The sequence below is a fragment of the Lewinella sp. LCG006 genome, assembly GCF_040784935.1.
GTDB lineage: Bacteria > Bacteroidota > Bacteroidia > Chitinophagales > Saprospiraceae > Lewinella.
This window is the reverse complement of sequence record NZ_CP160680.1, coordinates 2,190,285-2,214,313: the sequence shown is the minus strand read 5'-3', so window position 1 is coordinate 2,214,313 and position 24,029 is coordinate 2,190,285. Positions and strand designations below refer to the sequence as shown.

Here is a 24,029-nt window from a genome sequence, read left to right as displayed (position 1 = left end):
TTAGATGGTTTCTTAAGCCTTAAACTTATATTTTTGAGCGCAACTCATTCGTGGGTTGCGCTTTTTTGTTGCTCTTTATAAAAAGATAAAAAACAAATCTCATGCAAATAAAAGTCTTCCAGTTTGACCTCCCTCTTCGTCACACTTTCACGATCAGTCATGAGTCGAGGACGGTGCAACCCACTATGATTATTCGCCTTCAGGACGAGCAAGGCTATGAGGGCTATGGGGAGGCTACCGTCACCACTTATTATGGCGTAACCATGGCAGGGATGTTGGCTGCGGTAGAGCGGGTACGCCCCTGGCTGGAGACTTATACCCTCACGGAGCCCGCATCTTTTTATGTGGAATTGGAGCAACGCCTCCCTGGCGATTCTTTTGTGCGTTGTGCTTTGGATATGGCCGCTAATGATTTGTGGGCCCGTCGGCATGGAAAGCCACTGTATGAAATGTGGAGTTTAGATCCTGCCAAGGCCCCAACGACCAGCTTTACCATTGGCATGGCGCCCTTGCCCGAAATGGTCGCCAAGCTTCAAGAAAAACCCTGGCCGCTGTACAAGGTAAAACTGGGTACCGACCATGATCTTGAAATTATAAGAACCCTCCGAACGTATACCGACGCTATTTTTCGCGTAGACGCAAACACCGGCTGGACGGCTGAGCAAACCATTGCCTATGCGCATGAGCTGAAAGAATTGGGGGTAGAATTTATCGAACAACCCCAAAAAGCCGACGCTTGGGCCGACCATCGCAAAGCACTGGAGGGAAGTGTATTACCCATCATCGCGGATGAAAGCTGTCATGTGGAAGCCGATGTGGCGCGTTGTGCCAATCACTTTGACGGCATCAACATCAAGTTGGTAAAATGTGGTGGGCTCACGCCTGCTCGCCGCATGATTAAAGAAGCCAGAGCCTTAGGGTTGAAAATCATGATGGGCTGTATGACGGAAAGCTCCGTCGGTATCTCTGCGATTGCACACATTGCACCCCTTCTCGATTACGTAGACATGGATGGTGCACTTTTGCTAGCTAGAGATCCAGCCAAAGGGGTCGTCATCGATGACCAGGCGAAGTTACATTATGCCGATGTACCGGGAACGGGTGTTGTTTTGAAGTCGGAATGGTGAGGAGGGCGTGAGATTTACGCTGCACGGTAGGCGAGCTGAAATGATGTGACGATTTTAGTCACGCAAAAAAAACGCTAGAAGCAGGATAGGCCACGGATCCAACGGATTTGACGGATTTACACGGCTTTTAAATCTGTTTTAATCCCGTTTTATCCGTTAGATCTGCGTTCTATCCTGTTTATTAGACGGTTATTTTTTGGTGTATCTGCCCTGAAAAAAAGAGAGAAGCTGGTCATTACCAACTTCTCTCTCTTTTTTACAACCCTATCGGATCGTTCTCCACCCGATAATTGATTTTTGATTACTCACCAGGAGGAGGTGCGGCAAGCTCACCGGGCAACTCTGGTGACGGCTGAGGAGGGCGAACAAATTCACCAAACACGGCCATCAGTTCATTTTGGAATTCCGTATCACCGCCTCTTTGAGCGTAAGCTACCAAGCGTTCTGCTACAGCCATTGCCGCTTGGAAGTCCGTACCGTAGCTAAGCTGGAGGATGTCATCCGGCAGGGTCATGTAGTAATTGATACGTTCTTCGATATTGCGGGCCAAAATTTTCATTTGTGGCTTGGCTTTATCGTAGGCTCCGGCCTGGGAGTAAATGCCAATCATGTAGGCAGAATGAATTCCGTATTCGAAGTTCATGTTCGGGAAAGCATCGAAATATTGGTCTACCAAGCTGATGGCTTTCTCCTTATTCCCTTGGTTGAGCAATGCCTGAGCACCACGCTGAATAGCAAATTGCATACTCTGGATACTAGGGCCATAGCTGTGGTTGACGTAAGTGTCTTCTTTGTCGAAATTACCCCACTTCCATTTTGTGGTTACATTTTCATACAAAGCATCGGTGTTTACGCGGCCACTACCGAGCAATCCGTAGATGTTGTTTTCACTGCGTGACTTAACGGGAACAATGCGGAGTGCCAGACCTTCGAGTTGCATATAATCTTGCATTCCGAAGAGTTTCTCTATCCGTGCGGTTACCGCAAAATAGATGGGACGTTCCCAAAGGTTAGAAGCAAGGATGTCGAGAATAGCAATATCATCTTTCAGGAGCTGAGACTCGCTTACTTGTACAGGGATAGCGCTCACTATATTGGCCGTATCCTCAATACCCACGACTCCATTACGTAAAACAGCCTCTTTGTCAACAGGTATTAATACGTTTTTGGTGGGATAATGGGCTTCAATGACCCTGCCGCTACCACTCTGTAAGGGATGATCTTCACCAATGAATTTCACGAAATCCAGCAACTGCATCGGGCGATCTTGGCCCGAGGGGTTGTAGTAGAAGACCTGGTTGCGCAGTTTCCCACGGATTTGTTCCGCTGGAATGCTCATTTTTACTGGTGGAGAATCATTGACTTTACGGTTGAGTAAGTTGATGTACCAATCGACCGCAATCAAGCTAAGGTTCACCACCCGCACATCGGTACGAATCCCTTCTACTTCCTGCGCGTACCACAAGGGGTAGGTATCGTTATCGCCATAGGTGAAGATGATGGCATCTTTTTCTACCGAGTTGAGGAAGTTGCTAGCATAATCGCGCGCAGCGGTATGTTCTGCACGGCTATGGTCATCGAAATTTTGGAAGCCCATCAGTAAAGGAGCCACCAAAACCACCAAGCTGGCACCCACTGCACTTACCATTTTACTGGTTCCCAGGCGTTCTGCCATGATTTGGTACAAGGCTGGCACGGCCAATCCTATCCAAATACAGAAGGTAAAGATCGAACCCGCAAGTACATAATCGCGTTCGCGCGGCTCGTTCGGAGGCTGATTGGAATAAACGATAATACCAATACCCGTGATAATAAAGAGGGCCAATAAGCCAATAAAATCATTGGGTCGTTTGGAGGAATGCCAAAACAGGCCAAGCAAACCAAACAAGAAAGGCAGCATATAGTAAACGTTCCGCGAAGGATCGTTGGCCATTCGCTCAGGAAGGGCAGAAAGGTCACCGAGACGAGCCTCGTCGAGGAAGTTGATACCGGTAATCCAGTTACCCGAACTTTCGTCCCAATCGTAGAAACCTTGCTGGCCATTTTGGCGGCCTGAGAAATTCCACATGAAATAACGCCAGTACATCCATCCGATTTGGTAGCGTACGAAGAAGGCGATATTGTCTCCCATGTTTGGCCGCCCTTTGGGCAGTGCTTTATCCGGGTCGAGGCCCATCCACTGCTTGTACAAACGAGGGCGCCCTAGAGAGCCATCCGTCATACGTGGGAAGAAGCGTTTGTCGCGATTAGCGTAATTGACACTGATTTTGTAATCGGTGATTTTGTATTCATCTCCCACCAAACCATAGCGATCGGTGACGTCGGTGCTCTGCACGTCGGCATCAAAATCGGGTCCGTAGAGCAATGGCCGTTCACCGTATTGTTCCCGGTTGAGGTAGGGAAGCAAGCGCATCGCATCACTTGGATTGTTCATGTTGACGGGCGGTGCAGCATTGGCACGAATAACGACCACACCAATCGTAGAGAAGCCAATGACCACCAAAGTGAGGGCCACAAAAATTTGCTGAAGCAAAGCATTCTGGCGTTGGTGAGCAAAGCGAAGCCCCAGCGCGATAAGCCCCACTGTAATCAGTAAGGTAGGAACGATCCCGGTCTGAGGTGGAAGTCCAAGGCCATTGACCATAACGAGTTCCATCCAGGTCCATAGCGCAGGAATCCCGACGATGATGAGTTTTTGAATCACCACAATCGCTGCAACACCACCGCCTGCGGCGAGTGCCATGCCCAAGAGATTGTGCTTCTCGTATTTCTTGAAGTAGTAGAAAAGCGCAAGCGCCGGGAAAGTCAGCATACTCAACAAGTGAACACCGATGGAAAGCCCCGCAGCATAAACCGTGAAGATGAGCCAACGATCACTTTCTGGTTCGTCAGGTAGGGAGTACCACTTGACCGTTGACCACAAAGTCATCGCGGTGAACATGGTAGACATCGCGTAGACCTCGCCCTCTACGGCCGAAAACCAGATAGAGGTAGCAAATGCAGTAGCCAAGCCAGCAGCTAAGCCACCTCCCGCTAAAGCGAAGTCTTGACCACGACTGGTTTCGCCACCACGACCCACCAATGATAGGCGTCCCATGATGATGGTGACCCAGGCGATAAATGCTGCTGCAAAAGCAGTACATATCCCCGACATAATGTTGACGGCAAAAGCAATATTTGCTGGATCGTCACTGACGAGTTCAGCCACCCAGGTAAAGAGGCGACCTACTAAAACGAAGAGCGGAGCGCCAGGAGGGTGAACAACTTGTAGCTTGTAAGCTCCGAGAATAAATTCTCCACAATCCCACAAGCTTCCGGTACGTTCGGCGGAATAGAGGTAGACGAGCGCTGCGATGGCAAAAACCAACCAACCTGTCAGGCGATGAAGACCTTTCATATAGCGAAATGAGTTCTTTTTAAAACAAACCACAAAGCTAATAAATTATTACAAGCGAATGAGATGTTAAAATTTCGTTCATCACAAATTCGTAACTTTGCTTTATTACAACTTGTTTAAATGCCAGTGTAGCATCTCTTAGCTAAATAGTACCCCTCTAATCATGATAAAATTCATTCTCACCGGGCTGTTAGTATATTTCGTATACCGCTTTTTTATTGCGCCGCCAGTCATTGATCAAGGCAATAATACCAATCACCAAGCGCGTAAAGATGAGCCCAAACAGACTAGTTTTGATGACGAGTATATTGATTATGAAGAAGTGGATTAATTTCTTAGAGTTGTTCTGCTGGGGGCTGTTTTAGCGAAAGCGATAAAATTTCATTCTGAACGAGGCAGATTTTGCAGCCGAATGCGGGCAATTCGGCGAAAAATCTAACGAAGTTCAGGATGAAATTTTCCGCTTGCAGCAAAACTTGTCCCAGCAGAACAACTCTATTACCTCACCCGATAATAAACCGTCGTGCGCCCACGCCGCCCTTCGGCATCCTGGGCCACCACATCAATCCGATAAGTCGTTGCCTCCGGAGGATGGGCATATTTTATGGCAAGCCCACCAGCGGAGCTCGTTTCAAGGCCCGTTGCCCAGAAGAGGGTCGTTCTGGCGGGTAAGGTAGTCTTGGTAGCGGCATAAGCCCAATTTAATTCCCGCGCAGGGTTGACGCCCGCTAATTGGTAAGGCCCGCTAATAGGCTTGACATCGTTTTGGTAAGGATCCGGGACAAAAGCAATGTTTTCCCCACGCAAATTTTCAACAAGCTTTCGCTGACGGTTGATTTCCAGGTAGCGAAAAGATGCTGGTGTATAGAATAGCTCTCCCAGTGCCAGTCGTCCTGGTGCAGGCTGAAAGCGTACCAAGGTAGGTTCATCGTTTTGCTTGGCGAAACCAAGTGCGGAAAGATTCGCAGTAATCGGCTGCTGCCAAACAAATCGTCCTCTGGCGTCGGTCTGGAGTATTTGTTCCCGATCAGCGATCATGGCAAACAGCTTTTGCGAGGGCGCAGGGCTACCATTTTCCTCTAGATGAATCCCCTGCCAAAAAGTAGTGCCGATAAGGTTGGCGGGCGTAATGACGCGCAAAGAATCCCCCTCTTGCAAATTATCCATACCCATCGCCATGGATGCACCCATGAGGCCCCAGTCAGTAACGCTTATGGAAACCTCCGCGCTTACGGGACGGTTACGGCGATCTGTGACTTGCACTTCAAAATTGATTTCCTCTCCAGGAAGAATGGTTTCCGGTAGCTTCGCAAGGCTAATGGTCAATTCTTTTTCAGGAATGACCACCGGAGCCGCTTGCCGACTCGGTTCCTGCTGGCTCACCATCTCTGGAACGATGGTTTCCTGATCATTATAAATCGCTAAAGGTGCCTGTAGCAAAACCCGCTCAGTTTGGCGTTCGCGATCCCAGACGATAAAAGAAAGGTAATACCATCCGGTAGGTAAGTCGGCTGGCAGGAAGATTTTTCCAGGGACAGTACTTTTTCGCTGATTAGACCAGTAGGCGTAAAGCTGTGGTTCCCCCGTGGCATCAAATAGAATAGACTGAATGACGATGCTTTCCTGGGTGAATTCCGGCGCTACATAGAGCTGAAACCCCACCGCGTCTTCAGTTACGTAAAAGGGTTTATCCAGATGCAGCCAACTACTTTGGAGCGAGCGACTAGCTTGCGCAAAGACAATTCCTCCAAGTAAAGAACAGCTTAAAAACAGTAGGAATATTTTTTTCATTGCCAGTAGTAGGGTTTGTTGTAAGAAGCCCCCAGCGCATCGATGCAGCCATCACAGACCGTAATCGGTGGTGGAACCTGGTTGGTAGGTGGGCGTGGACAGTAAAAATCCAGATTGCCCATCTCTTCTCGCGATAAAAAGCGCCGTAAGGTATCTTGCGTATAAGCGGAGAAGAACCCGTAAACAAGTTGGGTGCTATCCGCCAGATTGCGGATGTTGGTGTTGATGGCCCCCGCCGGATTGTCAAATACCGTACCCTCGCGTTCGAGTAAAGCCGATACTTGTTCCCAGTAGGTAAAGGCCTCTGGACTCAAAGCCTGCTGAAAAACACTGAGGTAATACCCATCAATATGACGGATGCCCAGTTGGTCACTGAACAAGGGGTAGTTCGTAATGGTGTCCGGCCCAACGGTATTGCCGTCCAATAAAAAGAGACGGTTGTTTTGATAGGAATTCTCAATGTAGCAGGTGAAATTCAGATCATCCGTCACCCGATAAGCATCTATGAATTCCCAGCGCAAGCGGGCCTTTTCCGTGGCTGTAATGATGGGCGTCGTAATACTAAATTGAATACCCGAACTACGGCTAAGCAATCCATCAGTAGAAACCGTCTCGATTTCAGTAAAATCCCAGCTGATGTTGTCTGCTTTCGGAGTGGCAAAGATTTGATCCCAATCGGATTGTAATTTGATCTCAGGGGTGATTTCCACTTCTATTCGGTAGGATTGGCCCACCTCCACGGGGAAATCTGCCTGCTCAAGGTAGGCACTATAAATACCATCTAAGGGCACTTCCTGAAACTCGAAACGTTCTCCGGTTTTCTTTACCAGGCTTACCAGCGCATCATTTACTGGTCGGTTGATGTTGCTGGTGTAAAAGAAAAGCTGCTCTACTTTTACTTCCACGTAAGAGGGGTTGCCGCTAATCAATTTAGCCTGTACCACATAACCGTCTTCTGGTCGGTCTGCGTTTTCTATTGCTATCTCATCCAGACAAGCTGACGCGATGAGGAGCATCATCAAAATCAGACCATAAAGTAATCTATTCATATCCTCGTTTACTACGTAAAAAAATCCCCGTTCGGCGTTGGCTGTGCCTACGTCGGTAGATCCGCCTATGCCTCATCTGGTTCAAAAAAATCACAAAAACTCAAAGTTGAAGCTCACGGAAGGAAATACCGTCCCTAAAATAGCCAGTCGATTAGCTACAAAGTCTCGTCGTTGATTAACCCGCTGGGTATAAAAAACGGAGAAAGGATTTTTCCTGCCGTAGACATTATACAGCGTAAAATCCCAGCTGGTCTTGAAGCCTTTCTGTTTGTTTTTATTCATTCCTATGTTGTAAGAAAGATCCAGGCGATGATAATCAGGAATCCTTAGTTGATTGCGTTCGGTATAGATCGGTACCACGATGGTATTGCCATTGGTGTAACTTACTATAGGAGCCGTGGTGGGGCGCCCACTTGCGAAGGTGAAGTTGGTGCTGAGGGATTGGCGCTCATCGATACGGTATTTGAAACTGAGGTTCAGGTTGTGAGGCTGATCAAAATTGCTAGGGTACCAACGGTTTTGATTGATGCCAGCGATTTGTCGTTCGGTGCGCGACCAGGTGTAACTCAACTGCCCGTCGAAACGCAGGCTCCTTCCCTTGAGGGTAGCTTCCAGGCCATAGGCTCTTCCTTGCCCTTCCAGTAGCTCTGTTTCCAGATGAGGATTGAGGTTGAGGATGGCAAAATCCCGATAATCCCACAACTGATCAATGGCCCGGTAGAAGCCTTCCACGGAGCTTTCCCACCGATTTTTGCGAAAATTGCGGAAGTATCCCAGGGAGAAATTGTGCGCCAGGAAAGGCTTGATGTAGGGCGTGCTCAACTGAAACTGGCTTTGTGGCGTAGGTGTGTCGGTATTGAAGACTTGGTTGACAAACTGAGAAGTCCGGCTGTAGCCGGCACGCACTGATTGTTGGGGGGATAGCTGGTAACGAAGCGAAAGCCTGGGCTCTATCGTAAAATAAGATTGGATGGTTTCGCCAGCAGCATATTCCAGGGTGTCGACGACGTTTGACAGCTCGTAAGTGCCATCCGGTCCGTAGTCGAGGAGGGTACGACCGCCGAGGTATTGATAGTCGTTGATACGAAGCCCTGCCTTGACGGAAAATTGTTCCCAGGGCTCCCAATTGATCTCGCCAAAGAGGGCCGACTCCCAGCCTTTTTCATTTTCCAGCTTGAGGTTGGGCAGCGTGGAGGTCGGCCCTTGGGGCCTTTGTTCCTGACCTGGAACTTGGTATAAAATCGTCTCAATGCCTGCTAACCAGCTCCAGTCTTCTTCCTGGTGACGAATAACTTCCTTGAGCTTGTAATAAGTGATGCCGGTGAGCAAAGCCCCACTGCCCGGCCCTGCCAGATCGGTGCGGGAGCTGCGAAGTTGATTGGCAACCAAGGTCAATTCAGAAGAAAGTTCTTCCCGAATTTGGCGCGTGTAATTGATTTCTGCGGATGCTGTTTTGTAATTAAACCCAAATTCCTGGTTGTAAGAAAAGTCGTCGCTTGCGTGGTAAAGGCTTCCTCGGAGTTGGTCTTTTTCCGTAAGGTCGTAATGTACCAACAGGTTGCCATCAAAAAACGCAGCCTGGCTTTTACTAATGGCGATATCATCGATCTGACGCAGTATCCAATCAGCCGAAGCACCGCGTAAGCCAAGCAGGAAAGTTCCTTTACCTTCCGCAAACGGACCCTCTGCACTCAGTTTTGCCGTTACGGGGCCCAAGCCTCCGGCTATGCGTAAGCCTTGCTGTTTCCCTCGCCGCAAATCTACCTGGAGCACAGAAGAAAGTCGACCGCCGTACTCCGCCGGCAGAATGCTTTTGTAAAGCGCTACTTCTTGAATAATCTCAGGATTGATGGTGGAATAAAACCCCAGCGCGTGCGAAGCATTGAAGAGGATGCTGCCTCCTTGAAGGATCAGGTTTTGATCGACTGCTCCGCCTCGGACATTGAAGCCTGAAGAACCTTCGCCAATGGAGTTGACGCCAGCAGTGGTAAGCACACTGCGCACCACATCCGCTTCTCCCAACAAGGTCGGCAGGTCCTTAATACTGCGCACCGAGAAAGTGCTCAACCCTGCCTGGGTATTGCTCACGTTGTCGTCCTGCGCTTCGGCCAGTACGATGATGGTCGCAAGGTCGGTTGCTTCTGGCAGTAATTTAATGTCCAGAAAACCTTCGCCAATGATTTTAAACTGGCGGCTAAAGCTGCCATAGCCGATGTATTGAATTTGCAGTTCGTATTGATTACCCGAAGGGATATTCATTTCCCACAATCCGCGGCTATCACTAACGGTACCGTTTTTGAGTTCGGGCCAAAAGATGGTCGCTCCGATGATGGGCTCCCCGGTATTGGCGTCGGCCAGCCGCCCAATTATCTTGGCATTTGCACCGGCTGCACTGGGTTGGTCTGCACCAATGGTGATGATGTCCTGGGGAGAGGTGCCTCTTTGCAATTGCCCGTCGAGGGCCTGGTAAAACTGCTCCCGATAAGCAATAAGTTCCGCGATTTTTTCTTGGTTTGCAATAACGATTGATTGATCGCGATAAACAAAAAAGCCCAGTGGAGAAGGTGCCAACAAGGCTTCCAAGACACTGGTAAGGGGCACTTGCTGATAGTTGAAATGACTACGCTGGCTTGGCAGATCAAGCGCTGAATAATGAAAGCGTAGCTGATACCGTTCTGCCAGTTGGGTCAAAACTTCTTCAGCGGTAGCAGCTTCCAAATCAATGCTGACTTCCTGGCGGAGCAATTGTTGTGCTTGCCCAAGTGGAATAATGAAAACAAACAAACTGAAGGCAAGAAGGTGTCTAAGTAGTATGAACATAACTTTTGAGCGTTTTCCTGATATCATTACTTGCCGAACAAGTCTATTATTCAATATTACGGTTTATTTTGGAAAATTGGCACAGGCCATGTTGCATCTCTCCCCTTCTGTCCTAAAAAAGCAGTAACTTGTGAGCGAAAAATAAGCTAGCTGAGCGTGCAGAGAATCGCCATATTTGCGTCCGGAACGGGCTCCAACGCCCGCAAGATTGTGGAGTATTTTAAAGGACATCCGTCTATTGAAGTAAGTTTGGTTGTTAGCAATAAAGCTACGGCACCCGTTTTGGATATGGCCGCAGCGCATGGGATTCCTACCCTTCTTTTGCAACGAAAATCCTTCTACGAAACGGAGGTGTTACTCGAGCATTTGAGGGGCATTGACCTCATTGTACTGGCGGGTTTTTTATGGCTAATTCCCAATTATCTGGTGCGTCACTTTCCTCGGAAAATAGTGAATATTCATCCGGCGTTATTGCCAAAATACGGAGGGAAGGGAATGTATGGCAAGTACGTGCATCAGGCAGTAAAAGCTGCTGGCGAAAAGGAGAGTGGCATCACCATTCATTACGTTAATGAACACTACGACGAAGGGCGAGTGATTTTTCAGGCCAGCTGTGCATTGGAACCGGAGGATGATGCGGAAGCCATTGCACAGAAAGTGTTGTTATTAGAACACCGGCATTTTGCTCCGGTCATCGAACAACTTTTAACAATTAATTATCGTTCTTAGAACAATTTTACCATAAATACGGAGAACCGACAACCCTCTTGGATATGATGATTCGCAATTTATTATTGGTTTTAGTAACCTTTAGCCTGAGTTTTCCTGCCTTACAAGCGCAGGATATGTCTTGGCGCAAGCACCGCAAACTGGCGGAGCAACTAGAGAAAGAAGGTGACCTCTTTGCCGCAGCAGAAAACTACCGGGCAGCCTGGGAGCAGAAACAAAGCAAGGAAGAATACATTTACAAAGCGGCAGATATTTTCTATCGCCTTAATGATTATCGCAATGCTGCCGATGCTTTTCAGCACGTGCCTGCCAATTTTAATGATGACCAACTGGTATTGTTGAAATACGCGCGGGCCCTCAAGCGCGACGGACAGTACGACAAAGCTCGTGTTGCTTTCCAGGCTGCTGCCGACGGCTACACAGGGCCAGACAAGGCGATTCTACAGGATATCGTCAGGGTAGAGTTGAAAGGTATTGACCTTACCAGAGACATGGCTTCCAAAATGGATCGTAGAATGGAGATTCTCCACCCTGGTAGCACCGTCAATTCTGATAGTGACGACTTTGCTCCCGTAGCCGTAAGTGAAGATGTGCTTTACTTTACCTCTACCATTGGCGGGCAGGCGCGTATCTACGAAAGCCAGCGGCAAGGTAACAATTGGACCAAAGCGGCCAACCCTTCAGGTTTTCCGGTTGTGCAGGGCGGGCAGTATGCCAATGGGGCAATGTCTCCGGATAACCAGCGCTTCTACTTTACGATCTGTAATAATGATGGCGGTTGGAATGGTTTCAATACCCGCTGCGAGATTTACCTTACCAAGCGTTCTGCCAATGGTTGGACAGCACCTGAGCGGCTCCCCGACTTTATCAATGTGAAGGGCGTTAATTCAACCACCCCAGCGGTTGCTCACAACAATGGGCAGGAGTACCTCTTTTTTGCCTCTAACCGCGAAGGCGGTCGTGGCGGCCTTGACCTTTGGTACGTCACCCGTGATTTAGGCGTTGATAATACCGATTATACCTTCCCCGTAAACCTGGGGCCTGTCATCAATAGCTTGGGAGACGAGATCACTCCTTTCTATAATGCGGAAGAAGGAACCCTCTACTTTTCTTCCAATGGTCACCCATCGATTGGAGGTTTGGATATCTTCCGTTCTAGTGGCGGAGAAGTAAGCTGGACGGCTCCGGAGAACATTGGCTTGCCCGTCAACTCTTCGGCCGATGATTTTGGTTACGTAAGGAATCCATCGGGTTTCGGAGGCTACTTTACTTCAAACCGGGTTTTCGGAGGGGAAAAGACCAATACGCGCAACCAGGATGTTTTTGAATTCTCGGTAGGTGGTCGTCAGATTACGCTTAAGGCGAATGTCTATGATCAAGCGACGGGAGCTTTGCTGGATAATATCAAAGTTTCCTTGTATCAAATTTTTGATGATGGTAGTGAGAACTTACTCATCAAGAAAGATTTTGCGGCGGGTAATTACCTCTTCGAACTTTTGCCTAATCGTCGTTTCCGGGTGGAGATTGAGCGTGCCGGCTTTCAACAAGGCGGTTACGTATTTGCAACGGATGACCCCTCAACTGTTGCTTACGGGCAACCGTTGTTTTTACAAGCAGAAGAAGGCTTTGTAGATACCCCCGTGACCAACAACCCAACGGGTAATACCACCGAGCCTAAAACCGGAGGGTTTATGTCGGAAGTTGATAACACCAACAACAATACCAACACTGCTCCTACCCGACCTGCTTCCAACCCCGGCACAATGCTGGGCTTAGCTGGAGAGGAATACACCGCCAATGGCACCTCGGCCAAAGACAATCTGGCGTATACCTCGCGTGCTAAGCGTTACCAGGGCCGCTACTACCGTATCCAGATTGGAGCCTTGAAAACTTATGACGCCGGGAGTAACCGTTTTTCTTCTTTGTCAAATTACGGCGAAGTGGCTACAGAATATATTCCTTCTCGTAGCCTGACCAGGGTACTGGTAGGTGATTACTTTAGCCAGGAGGAAGTTACTTTTGCTTTGAATCAAATCAAAAGTGAGTACCCTAATGCTTATGTCGTACAGTACGATGATGGCATCCGCTACGGGCGTGTGAACCTGTAAGATAGCATCAATACCTTCTTAAAAAGAAGGAATTTTAAATCACCCCGAATCTTCTATCTGGTAAGATTCGGGGTGACTTCGTTTAAGGGTTTATCTTGAAGGTACGATAGAAGAAGGTGGTCTTGTGGAAATACGGCTTATTGTAAGTTATACAATATTAAAAATGGCAAAAAATAATAATCGAATTTTATTAAATTAATGATAAGCTTTTGGCGCAAATAAAAGAAAAAAAATTACCTTGTATAAGCATTGAGAAACTGCGCTGTTAACAACACTTCTTTTAAAAATTTATATCCTATATTATTAGACTGGGTTTGCCTGAAGGGGTAGATCACAGTGCTAGTTTTGTTAATCTCTAACAAAACATCTTTTAATAAATATTTCCTGATTATTAGACTGGATTTGCCTGAAGGGGTAGATCACAGTGCTAGTTTAATTCATCATCTTAACTTTCTAGTATGAAAATCGCACACTATTTACTATTGCTTTTATTTGCGCCAGTGATGGCATTTGGGCAAGGAGCTGTTGCCGCAAAGGTGGCTAAAGCAGTTACCAAACACGACATAAGTGAGTATACACTTGTGACTGCTACGGATCAGGATCTCAAAGATTTTGACATTCCTACGGATGTCCTTACGGAAGGACTCATTGTAACACTTGACCGCGAAGCGATTCGCAATCTCCAGCAAGAGCGCCCTGAGGTGTTAAGTCTTACCTTCCCTCTACCGGGCCAAGGAGATGCTGTTGTTACCCTCATTCCCAACAAGGTGCTTGCCGATGGTTTTGTGCTTACTACCAGTAGTGGTAGAAGTGTAGACTACACGCCTGGCCTTTATTACGCAGGAACATTGGATGGCGACCCTACAGCATTGGTTGCTATCAGTGTGTTCGACAATGAAATCCACGGCTTGATCAGCACCGAATACGGTAACTACGTTATCGGTATTGTGGATGGTGCTCCCAACAGCGAGCACCTGATCTACAACGATCGCTACTTCCTACAGCCTCAGGATCTGGATTGTGCTACACCTGATGATGGTGAAGTGTACAAGCCAAGCGACCTGGAGTACACGGAGACCAAGGCAACGGGTGATTGTATTCAGGTATACATCGAAATCGACGATGATATCGTGACCAATAAAGGTGGAGTAGTTGGTGCGACCAATTATGTAACGGGTATCATGAATCAAACCATTACCCTGTACGCCAACGAAAGCCTGGAAATGGGCATTTCTGAAATCAAAGCCTGGAATACTCCTGCCCCTTATTCAGGCAGCAGCTCTAGTGCGATGCTGAGTTCTTACCAGTCTAATACCGGAGCTTTCAATGGTGACCTTAGTCACCTGATGTCTTACCAGGCAAGCGGTGGTATTGCTGCTGGTTTTGCTGGAATTTGTAATTCAAACCCTGATAATTCTAAGTGTTTCAGTAGCATTGATGCTTCTTACAGCAACGTACCTACCTACTCCTTCACGGTGATGGTTGTAACGCACGAGATGGGTCACTTGATCGGTTCTCGCCACACCCATGCTTGTGTATGGAATGGCAACGGTACTGCTATTGATGGTTGTGCTGGTGGCACTGAGGGGAGCTGTTCTGTACCAGGCAGCCCATCCGGCGGTGGTACTATCATGAGCTACTGTCATCTGACCACGGGTATCGACTTTACGCAGGGTTTTGGCCCTCAGCCAGGTAATGTTATCCGTAACACCGTAACCAATGCTACTTGTTTGTCTGCTTCTTGTGGCGTAGCTGGTCCTACTTGTAGCGACGGCGTTCAGAACGGTGACGAAACCGGTGTAGATTGTGGTGGTTCTAACTGTGCACCTTGTGCTGGGCCATGTAACGATAACTTAGTGACGGTAACGATCACTTTAGATAACTATCCTGAAGAAACAAGCTGGACCATTAGAAATGCAGGTGGCTCTGTAGTGGCTTCTGGTGGTACTTATGGTTCACAGCCTGATGGATCAACAGTGGTAGAAAACATCTGTTTGGTAGATGGTTGCTACGACTTTACGATTAGCGATACTTACGGCGATGGTATCTGCTGTGCTTACGGCAACGGTAGCTACACCGTCACTTCCAGTGATGGTACTGAGGCTTCTGGAGGTTCTTTTACTTCTAGCGAAACGACCAACTTCTGTGTAGGAGCTGCTGCGCCAACCTGTACCGACGGTATCCAAAACGGTAATGAGACGGGTGTAGATTGTGGTGGTCCTGACTGTGCACCTTGTGGTGGTGGAAGTACGGTACTCCTTGGTTCCTACTTCGAGACTGGCTGGGATGGCTGGGCTGATGGCGGTTCTGATTGTGCCCGTTATGCAGGCTCACGCTCTTATGAGGGAAGTTATTCTATCTACATCCGGGACAACTCTGGTACCGCTTCGGCAATGACTTCTCCTTCGTTAAACTTGTCAGGTTACAGCTCAATTGATATCGAATTCTATTTCTATGCCACCAGCATGGAAAATGGCGAAGATTTCTGGGTGCGTTTCTACAATGGCTCTTCTTGGACCACTGTAGCCGCTTATGCTTCAGGAACTAGCTTTAACAATAACACTTTCTACGTAGCTACGGTAAGTCTGAGCAGTGCTCAATATAATTTTGCCAGCAACTCGCAAATTCGCTTCCAGTGTGATGCCAGTGATAACAGCGACCTCATTTACATTGATGCAGTGACTGTTACTGCCAATAGCGGAGCACTCGTAGAAGGAGGAACTGTAGTAACTATTGGAGAAATAGAAGGCAGCACTACGGAATACAGCAACCCACCAGTAGACTTAGGCGCAATCGACCTGGGTATTGAACTGGAAGGTAATGATGTACAGCTCTTCCCGAACCCAGCTCAGGACATGCTTAATGTTCGTTCTGGTGCCAATATGCAGTCTATCCGTATAATGACTGCTACGGGTCAGCAACTACGTCAGATCAAATTGGATAACAACCAGCAAAATATCGATATTTCTAGCCTGACGCCAGGTATGTACTATCTGCTCATCGAAGTGAACGGAGAATTGCAACCACAGCGTTTTGTGAAGCAGTAATATTAGGTACGAGGTACTTTAAATGAGGTACTTGGTATAGAGACGGGTAGATAGGTGCGAAAGCATTTATCTACCCTTTTCTTTTGAGTGTGCTACAAATTAGTGGCCTTAGCGCTTGGTGGTTAAACAAACGACACAGATTGATGAACAGTCTCCGTTTTCGGGGGTGTAAAAAAAAGAGCTAAGCATAAAATATTGCTTATTGTTTATTTTACAATATTAAAAGCTGTATAAGTTAAAAAACATATTTTGTTAAATTAAAATTATCGTTTTAATGCAAATAAATGAAAAAAATATATCTTAGGGCAACATTGAGAAACTGCGCATAGGCAGAGCGTTAATTTAAAACCAAATTTTATACCGATTTAGGCTGAATTTGCTTGTAAAAGTAAATCAGACAGTCACTTCTATTTATCATCTTAACTTTCTAGTATGAAAATCGCACACTATTTACTATTGCTTTTATTTGCGCCAGTGATGGCATTTGGGCAGGGAGCTGTTGCTGCAAAGGTGGCTAAAGCAGTTACCAAACACGACATAAGTGAGTATACACTTGTGACTGCTACGGATCAGGATCTTAAAGATTTTGATATTCCTACGGATGTCCTTACGGAAGGACTCATTGTAACACTTGACCGCGAAGCGATTCGCAATCTCCAGCAAGAGCGCCCTGAGGTGTTAAGTCTTACCTTCCCTCTACCGGGCCAAGGAGATGCTGTTGTTACCCTCATTCCCAACAAGGTACTTGCCGATGGTTTTGTGCTTACTACCAGTAGTGGTAGAAGCGTAGACTACACGCCTGGCCTTTATTACGCAGGAACATTGGATGGCGACCCCACAGCATTGGTTGCTATCAGTGTGTTCGACAATGAAATCCACGGCTTGATCAGCACCGAATACGGTAACTACGTTATCGGTATCGTGGATGGCGCTCCCAACAGCGAGCACCTGATCTACAACGATCGCTACTTCCTACAGCCTCAGGATCTGGATTGTGCTACACCTGATGATGGTGAAGTGTACAAGCCAAGCGACCTGGAGTATACGGAGACCAAGGCAACGGGTGATTGTATTCAGGTATACATCGAAATCGACGATGATATCGTGACCAATAAAGGTGGAGTAGTTGGTGCGACCAACTATGTGACAGGAGTCTTCAACCAGTCTATCACGCTTTATGCCAATGAAAGCCTGGAAATGGGCATTTCTGAAATCAAAGCCTGGAACACGCCTGCTCCTTATTCAGGCAGCAGCTCTAGTGCTATGTTGAGTTCTTACCAGTCTAACACAGGTGCTTTTAATGGTGATCTGAGCCACCTGGTATCGTACCAGGCTAGTGGCGGTATTGCTGCTGGTTTTGCTGGAATTTGTAATTCAAACCCTGATAATTCTAAGTGTTTCAGTAGCATTGATGCTTCTTACAGCAACGTACCTACCTACTCCTTCACGGTGATGGTAGTAACGCACGAGATGGGTCACTTGATCGGTTCTCGCCACACCCATGCTTGTGTATGGAATGGCAACGGTACTGCTATTGATGGATGTGCCGGAGGCACCGAAGGGAGTTGTTCTGTGCCAGGCAGCCCATCCGGCGGTGGTACCATCATGAGCTACTGTCACCTGACCACGGGTATCGACTTTACGCAGGGTTTTGGTCCTCAGCCAGGTAATGTTATCCGTAACACCGTAACCAATGCTACTTGTTTGTCTGCTTCTTGTGGCGTAGCTGGTCCTACTTGTAGCGACGGCATCCAGAACGGTGACGAGACCGGTGTGGATTGTGGTGGTTCTAACTGTGCACCTTGTGCTGGGCCATGTAACGATAACTTAGTGACGGTAACGATCACTTTAGATAACTACCCTGAAGAAACAAGCTGGACCATCAGAAATGCAGGTGGCTCTGTAGTGGCTTCTGGTGGTACTTATGGTTCACAGCCTGATGGATCAACAGTGGTAGAAAACATCTGTTTAGTAGATGGTTGCTACGACTTTACGATTAGCGATACTTACGGCGATGGTATTTGCTGTGCTTACGGCAACGGTAGCTACACCGTCACTTCCAGTGATGGTACTGAGGCTTCTGGAGGTTCTTTTACTTCTAGCGAAACGACCAACTTCTGTGTAGGAGCTGCTGCGCCAACCTGTACCGACGGTATCCAAAACGGTAATGAGACGGGTGTAGATTGTGGTGGTCCTGACTGTGCACCTTGTGGAGGCAGCGGCGGACAAATTTTAGGTTCTTACTTTGAGACTGGCTGGGATGGCTGGGCCGACGGTGGCTCTGACTGTGCTCGCTATGCAGGCTCACGTTCTTACGAAGGAACTTACTCTATTCAGCTTCGTGACAACTCAGGTGTAGCTTCAGCGATGACTTCGCCTACGCTTAATTTGACGGGCTACAGCTCCATTGATGTTACCTTCTTCTTCTATGCTTACGGCATGGAAAACGGTGAAGACTTCTGGCTACGTTACTACAACGGTTCTACATGGACGACCGTAGCAGCCTGGGCCGCAGGTAGCAGCTTCAACAACAATGGTTTCTACACCACAACGGTTACTATCAGCTCTGCCAGCTACAACTTCCCAAGCAATGCTCAGATTCGCTTCCAGTGTGATGCCAGTGCAAATTCTGACTATATCTACATTGACCAGGTGACTGTAACGGCTAATTCTGGTGCTTTAGTAGAGGAAGGCGTTGTAACCACTTTAGTAGAGGGAGGCAATACGGCGTACAACAACCCACCAGTAGACTTAGGTGCAATCGACCTGGGTATTGAACTGGAAGGTAATGATGTACAACTGTTCCCGAACCCAGCACAGGATATGCTCAATATTCGTTCTGGTGCCAATATGCAGTCTATCCGCGTGATGAGCGCCACAGGACAGCAACTACGCCAAATCAAGTTGGACAACAACCAGCAAAGCATTGATATTTCCAACCTGACGCCAGGTATGTACTATCTGCTCATTGAGGTGAACGGAGAAGTACAGCCACAGCGTTTTGTGAAACAGTAATTAGGGTGAAGTTTGCCTTCTTTGTATCCTTAAAATTAAGGGTCACCAAGGCAAACTTCACTGTATTAGGTACTTGGTATAGGGTATAGAGACTTTGATAAATTTAAAGGAATCTATTGAACGAAGTACTTGATACAGAAACGGGTAGATGGATGCGGAAGCATTCATCTACCCGTTCTTTTTTTATTGCAAACTACAAATCCCCACCCCCTCTCTCAGCGCATCCAGTTTGCTTTCGTAAGAAGGAATAAACTCTTGCCCAATGAACCCGGTGTAACCCGTATCATTGATCGCTTTGATAACGGCGGGGTAGTTGATTTCCTGGCTGGCGTTGATTTCACGGCGGCCTGGAACGCCTCCGGTGTGATAATGCGCAATGGCGGTGTGGTGCTCCCGGATATTAGCGATGAGGTTACCCTCCATGATTTGCATGTGGTAAATATCGTAGAGCAAACGGAAATTGGGAGAGCCAATTTTATTGACCAATGCCACCCCCCAGGCCGTATGATCGGCCATGTAATCTTTATGGTCGACTTTGCTATTGAGGAGTTCCATGATGAGGGTCACGCCAGCTTGTTCGGCTTCCCTTACGAGCGGCGCCAGGCCACGGGCACAATTTTCGAGCCCTTTATCGTCTTTCATGCCGTTGCGGTTGCCGCTGAAACAGATGACGTTGGGGATGCCCGCATCGGCTGCCTTGCGAATCAGCGCAGGGTAAGCTGCTTGAAGGGTGGCGTGGTTTTTTCGATTGTTGAAACCATTGGGAATGCTGGCAAAACTATCGGTAGCTACAGCACACTGCAAGCCTTTGGCTTGCACGATAGGCCATTCTTCCGGGCGGAGTAATTCCAGGCTTTTTAGGCCAATATCCTTGCCTCTTTCTGCCAGTTCTTCCAGCGGAATATCCTGGTAGCACCAGCGGCAGGCCGAGTGCTGGAAGAGCTGTTTAGAGGTACTGGGAATACTGATATTGGTAGCTTGGATAGCGTTACCCAAACTTAAGGCACCTACGCTGAGTAGGCTGCGGCGGAGGAGTTGTCGACGGTTTATCATCCTTTAAAGGTAAGGAAAACTGGAATATTTTGCGACCTTTATGGTCCAACCAACCAAGGGTATCTTATGCAATTTTTTCTTCTAGCTATCGAATGGAGTGTATCACCGGAAATTGCCGAACTAGGGCCACTGAGCCTGCGCTGGTACGGTCTGTTATTTGCGCTGGGTTTTTTACTGGGCCTGTTTATCGTTCGGCGCATGTTTTTAGCAGAAGGTGCCCCTGAGGAATGGCTGGACAAGTGTTTCATGTACATGGTCGTTGGTACCGTTATTGGTGCCCGTCTGGGTCACGTTTTCTTCTACGACTGGGACTACTACAGCCAGCATCTTGGCGAAATTCACCAAATCTGGAAAGGCGGCCTCGCCAGTCACGGCGGCGCGATGGGCATTGTTATTGCACTTTGGCTTTTCTCGCGCCGAATCAGTAAAAAACCACTGCTTTGGATATTGGATAAAGTTGCAGTGCCTACAGCCCTGGCGGGCTGCTTTATCCGTTTGGGCAACCTGATGAATTCTGAAATCCTGGGTAAACCCTCCGACGGCGACATGGCCTTTGTTTTTACCAGAGTAGATGATATCCCCCGGCACCCGGCACAGTTGTACGAATCCATTGCTTATCTGATTGCTTTCGTCATCCTGTACTTCGTCTATTGGAATACCGACAAGCGCAACAAACCGGGTTATATCCTGGGCTTGTTTTTCGTGCTGGTATTTGGTGCCCGCTTTTATATCGAAAACTTCAAAGAGAGCCAAGGCGGCTTCGAGACGCTTTTCGGCAATGCCCTTAGTACTGGCCAGCTTTTGAGTATTCCATTTGTGCTGGTAGGGCTGTTTTTGATGTTTCGCCCTGGAGGGGAGAAAGGAGGGAAGTAGGTGAGTGAAGGGTGTTGCGAAGAAGATGAGTTGGGCACAACAAGATAAAGACTGAGGTATTCAGGCAATAGGCCGACTAATTGATTCTTTTACGCTATGAAAGTATTTATTATTTGCTAACTTTCTGAATATCATTTAGAATAAAGATTAAGGAATGAAAAAGCTCTTTCTCAATATCGTACTATTGCTCGTATGTCAACAGATTTATGCTTGCACTTTTAATAAAGGATCCTTTTGCTGGACATTACAAGTTTTTCCGGAAAGAAATATACTTGTTGGACAGATAGTAGAAGAAGACACTACAGGAATAACAGTCGCATTGATAGAAGTGATAAGGGGGGAAGAAGAACGGGATACTATTCGGATTTGGGATGGTACAGATTTTGAATGTAATGGGCCATGGTCAATGGCAGCAATAGATATTGGAGTGATTGGAGACACTTTTATTCTGATGATGCCGAAAATTGTAGATGTTGAAAATGATTGGGATGTGGTAGGGGATTATCGGAGAGGAAATCCCTATTCATATACACCAGAGTTAAGGATAGAAGGTGGGTTAGCAATGGGATTTATTAAAGGTACTCCAGGGGCACCACCCAGTGTGAATATTTTAGAATATGATTATGCATCCTTAAGGATCGAGTTAGCAAATGCAGGAGATTGCACAGATATAGTACCATCAAGAGAATTGATCAAGCAGGATTTGAGGGCAAAGGTGATAAATCCTATTTCGTCATACATGACGGTGCATTTTTCTGCAGAGAGTCAGTGTAATTATTTGCGTTTATACTCACAAGATGGGCAATTGGTACTACAAGAGAAAGTAGAAAGGGGGGCACAAGTATTCCAGGTTACCCTAAGTAATCTGCCAAGCGGCCTCTACCTATTAAGGATGGAGTATGATGATGGATTAGAAGAATTCAAAAAGATAGTCAAGATATAATGAGAATATTCTATGCCTAAATTAGCTTATGCAACTATACCCGCCTTTTCGTCCACTGATTCCTAATATAGATAAATTGATCAAAAGAAATTAAGGTACTGAGTGATATGTAGCTTTAAGAAAATAAGGATATGTTTTTCATTGGCTCTTTCATTACATTGTTTCTATTCATAGTGATATCATCTTTCGTTGGTGTCATGCTTATGAACTTATCTTCTTTAGATAATAATCTTAGTAATTTTATTGGTTACACTGTTTTGAGTGCATTCATGCTGATAGCAATGCTTCAGTTGTACACTTTTGCTACTTCAAAGATGACCGTTGATAAAAGAGATTATTATGGATATTATAGAATTGATCGTGATATGTTTCCAGGAGAAAATGCTGACTGGCAGTATGAGAAATACAGATTTAGAGTGGATAAAAGTGGATCAATAATATTTGATGAGAAAGGTGGAGGGAACTCAATTGAAGGTTGTAAGGTTAAGTTCGAAGTGTTGGAATATTATAAGAATGCCAGGATCAAGCTATTTAATGGAAGGACTTGTCATCATATCTTTACTTCCTCACCACTATTAGTTAGAGATAGCTGGTCGTTTCAATTAGTGTTTTGGTCCCCACACTACGGAAATATGTATTTTAAGAAGGTTCCTAAAAGAAAGTACGATTTTGATTAAGTTGTTCTGCGGTAAATTTACTGTAGATCAAGAAGAACAGAAGAAAGACTATAGTGGCAAAAAAAGCTCACACGCTATCGCTTTTTAAGTGAGATAGGCTCAGATGTAGGAATATTAAGCTTTATAGTAAAGTGGCAGGAGTTGCTGCGGGGTTATGGAATTTTAACGTAAGCTTCTCATTTTCATAGCAGAACAATTCTATTAAGTACTGAGTACGAGGTACTCAGATAGAACACCTTTTAATCCAAGTACACAGTACCCAAAACCAAGTACGGTGAGGTTGGGGGTAGTAATTCCTTGATGATCAGATTTTTAACCCCAATCTCACGCTGGATATGTAAAACAGACAAAACGCAATACTATACTTTGAATTCAAGGAGTATCAATAAATGATTTCAAAAGAGGAGTTGATTCAGAGTGTATGGCCAATGCTTTTTCATAAAGTTTATGGATTTTTTCAAATTTTTCTTCAAGTACATTTTTCTCAATATCTTCAAGAACAGCTTTCAGGCCATGAATACCCATATAATCAGTCTGTGGCTTAAGGGAGTGAGCCTGGATACGAAGTTGCTCCCAATCCTGGGTCCTGACGGCCTGCTGCATTTGTTGAAAGGTTTTAGGTGCTACCGTGAGGTATATATTGATGTAACGCTTCATTTTGGCGGTATCCCCCTTGGTGAAGTGTTGTAGAAAGCTGAGATCGGTCATCAGACATTTGCTTTAATGAGTTCATAAATTTCGGCGAAGGCATCCTGCCCTTTGATCACGTAGTGCACGGCCCCGTACTGGATCGTTCTGGCGGCAGTACCATAGTTTTTCTGACTAGACAACATCACCACCGGAAGGGTCTTGTTATGGTCTTTGATTTTCCTAAGGATGTCTATACCGTTGGCCGCGTCTTTTTCCCGTGAATTGAGGTAATAGTCGAGAATGATCAGTGAGGGGCGCTCGTTCATAGCTGCCAGACAAGCCTCACCGGTAGCAAAGGGACGGATAAGAAGCCGATCGTCCAGGTCACTAAGGTAATCACACAGCATGTCTGTGAGCAAGGGCTCGTCGTCAACGATATAAATGAGGCGGATATCGGTTTTCATAACTTTTGGATTTTCTTAAATTTTAATACAGCTACAAGTTAAGCCGGAAGGATAGTTACCCGGTATTTAAGAATACGGGCCAAATACTGTAACTCTATTAAGGATTTGGCGAAATCGCTGTTGCCAAGCGTATATCGTCCAGTGACGAAAATGTTGTGAATAGAAGGCATTAGATGTTAAGTTTAAAATGAAAGAATTATAGATTGGACTTGGTTTCCTGCAGCAGCAGGCTAGCCCGGCGACGGAGTGAAAAGACTCGTCGTCCACGATGAATATTTTCGGTATATGTGTGTAGTCATAGTCCTT

The 24,029-nt window shown here is 46.7% G+C and carries 16 protein-coding genes; 9 read left to right on the top strand and 7 right to left on the bottom strand.

The features are described from left to right. Nucleotides 1-101: 101 nt before the first annotated feature. The gene (locus AB0L18_RS07625) at nt 102-1,127 is read left to right on the top strand and encodes a dipeptide epimerase (RefSeq protein WP_367391995.1); all 1,026 of its coding nucleotides are present in this window, start codon (nt 102-104) and stop codon (nt 1,125-1,127) included. Nucleotides 1,128-1,428: 301 nt separating this feature from the next. On the opposite strand, the gene AB0L18_RS07620 is transcribed toward AB0L18_RS07625, so the two are convergent. Further along, the gene (locus AB0L18_RS07620; protein WP_367391994.1) at nt 1,429-4,524 is read right to left on the bottom strand and encodes a DUF2723 domain-containing protein; all 3,096 of its coding nucleotides are present in this window, start codon (nt 4,522-4,524) and stop codon (nt 1,429-1,431) included. 163 nt (nt 4,525-4,687) lie between these two features. Between AB0L18_RS07620 and AB0L18_RS07615 the strand changes: the two genes are divergently transcribed. Further along, nucleotides 4,688-4,855 (top strand): hypothetical protein, encoded by a 168-nt coding sequence (locus AB0L18_RS07615; protein WP_367391993.1) that lies wholly within the window; start codon nt 4,688-4,690, stop codon nt 4,853-4,855. Nucleotides 4,856-5,022: 167 nt separating this feature from the next. Here the strand turns inward: AB0L18_RS07615 and AB0L18_RS07610 are convergent, their stop codons facing one another. The 3 genes from AB0L18_RS07610 to AB0L18_RS07600 all read right to left on the bottom strand — a co-directional run bounded on the left by AB0L18_RS07610 (nt 5,023) and on the right by AB0L18_RS07600 (nt 10,184). Continuing rightward, entirely contained in the window at nt 5,023-6,315 is a 1,293-nt protein-coding gene (locus AB0L18_RS07610) for a hypothetical protein (protein WP_367391992.1), read from the bottom strand. Then, complete coding sequence (locus AB0L18_RS07605) at nt 6,312-7,364, bottom strand: DUF4249 domain-containing protein (RefSeq protein WP_367391991.1); 1,053 nt, start codon at nt 7,362-7,364, stop codon at nt 6,312-6,314. Before AB0L18_RS07605 ends, AB0L18_RS07610 begins: the two co-directional genes overlap by 4 nt. 90 nt (nt 7,365-7,454) lie before the next feature. After that, the gene (locus AB0L18_RS07600; protein ID WP_367391990.1) at nt 7,455-10,184 is read right to left on the bottom strand and encodes a TonB-dependent receptor; all 2,730 of its coding nucleotides are present in this window, start codon (nt 10,182-10,184) and stop codon (nt 7,455-7,457) included. Between the two features lie 156 nt (nt 10,185-10,340). On the opposite strand from AB0L18_RS07600, the gene AB0L18_RS07595 reads away from it, so the two are divergent. The 4 genes from AB0L18_RS07595 (at nt 10,341) to AB0L18_RS07580 (ending at nt 19,083) form a co-directional block, all read left to right on the top strand. Further along, nucleotides 10,341-10,913, top strand: a complete 573-nt coding sequence (locus AB0L18_RS07595; protein ID WP_367391989.1) for a phosphoribosylglycinamide formyltransferase — start codon at nt 10,341-10,343, stop codon at nt 10,911-10,913. 44 nt (nt 10,914-10,957) lie between these two features. Next, nucleotides 10,958-13,021 carry an SPOR domain-containing protein gene (locus tag AB0L18_RS07590; protein WP_367391988.1) on the top strand — a complete coding sequence of 688 codons (2,064 nt, stop codon included), beginning with the start codon at nt 10,958-10,960 and terminating at the stop codon, nt 13,019-13,021. 458 nt (nt 13,022-13,479) lie between these two features. Beyond that, the gene (locus AB0L18_RS07585) at nt 13,480-16,068 is read left to right on the top strand and encodes a zinc-dependent metalloprotease (RefSeq protein WP_367391987.1); all 2,589 of its coding nucleotides are present in this window, start codon (nt 13,480-13,482) and stop codon (nt 16,066-16,068) included. 432 nt (nt 16,069-16,500) lie between these two features. Further along, nucleotides 16,501-19,083, top strand: coding sequence for a zinc-dependent metalloprotease (locus AB0L18_RS07580; RefSeq protein WP_367391986.1), 2,583 nt, complete (start codon nt 16,501-16,503; stop codon nt 19,081-19,083). 183 nt (nt 19,084-19,266) lie between these two features. Here AB0L18_RS07580 and AB0L18_RS07575 read toward each other — a convergent pair whose 3' ends face one another. Beyond that, entirely contained in the window at nt 19,267-20,136 is an 870-nt protein-coding gene (locus tag AB0L18_RS07575) for a hydroxypyruvate isomerase family protein (RefSeq protein WP_367391985.1), read from the bottom strand. Between the two features lie 66 nt (nt 20,137-20,202). Here AB0L18_RS07575 and lgt point away from each other — a divergent pair, with 66 nt between their 5' ends. The 3 genes from lgt (at nt 20,203) to AB0L18_RS07560 (ending at nt 22,629) form a co-directional block, all read left to right on the top strand. Beyond that, a complete protein-coding gene (gene lgt / locus AB0L18_RS07570) occupies nt 20,203-21,009 on the top strand; it encodes a prolipoprotein diacylglyceryl transferase (RefSeq protein ID WP_367391984.1) in 807 nt (268 codons plus the stop codon). Between the two features lie 154 nt (nt 21,010-21,163). Beyond that, nucleotides 21,164-21,952, top strand: a complete 789-nt coding sequence (locus AB0L18_RS07565; protein ID WP_367391983.1) for a T9SS type A sorting domain-containing protein — start codon at nt 21,164-21,166, stop codon at nt 21,950-21,952. A 131-nt stretch (nt 21,953-22,083) separates the two neighbouring features. Next, nucleotides 22,084-22,629 (top strand): hypothetical protein, encoded by a 546-nt coding sequence (locus tag AB0L18_RS07560; RefSeq protein ID WP_367391982.1) that lies wholly within the window; start codon nt 22,084-22,086, stop codon nt 22,627-22,629. Nucleotides 22,630-23,001: 372 nt separating this feature from the next. On the opposite strand, the gene AB0L18_RS07555 is transcribed toward AB0L18_RS07560, so the two are convergent. Next, entirely contained in the window at nt 23,002-23,337 is a 336-nt protein-coding gene (locus AB0L18_RS07555; RefSeq protein ID WP_367391981.1) for an Hpt domain-containing protein, read from the bottom strand. Next, nucleotides 23,337-23,723, bottom strand: coding sequence for a response regulator (locus tag AB0L18_RS07550; protein ID WP_367391980.1), 387 nt, complete (start codon nt 23,721-23,723; stop codon nt 23,337-23,339). The genes AB0L18_RS07555 and AB0L18_RS07550 overlap by 1 nt, the downstream gene beginning before the upstream one ends. Nucleotides 23,724-24,029 lie beyond the last annotated feature (306 nt).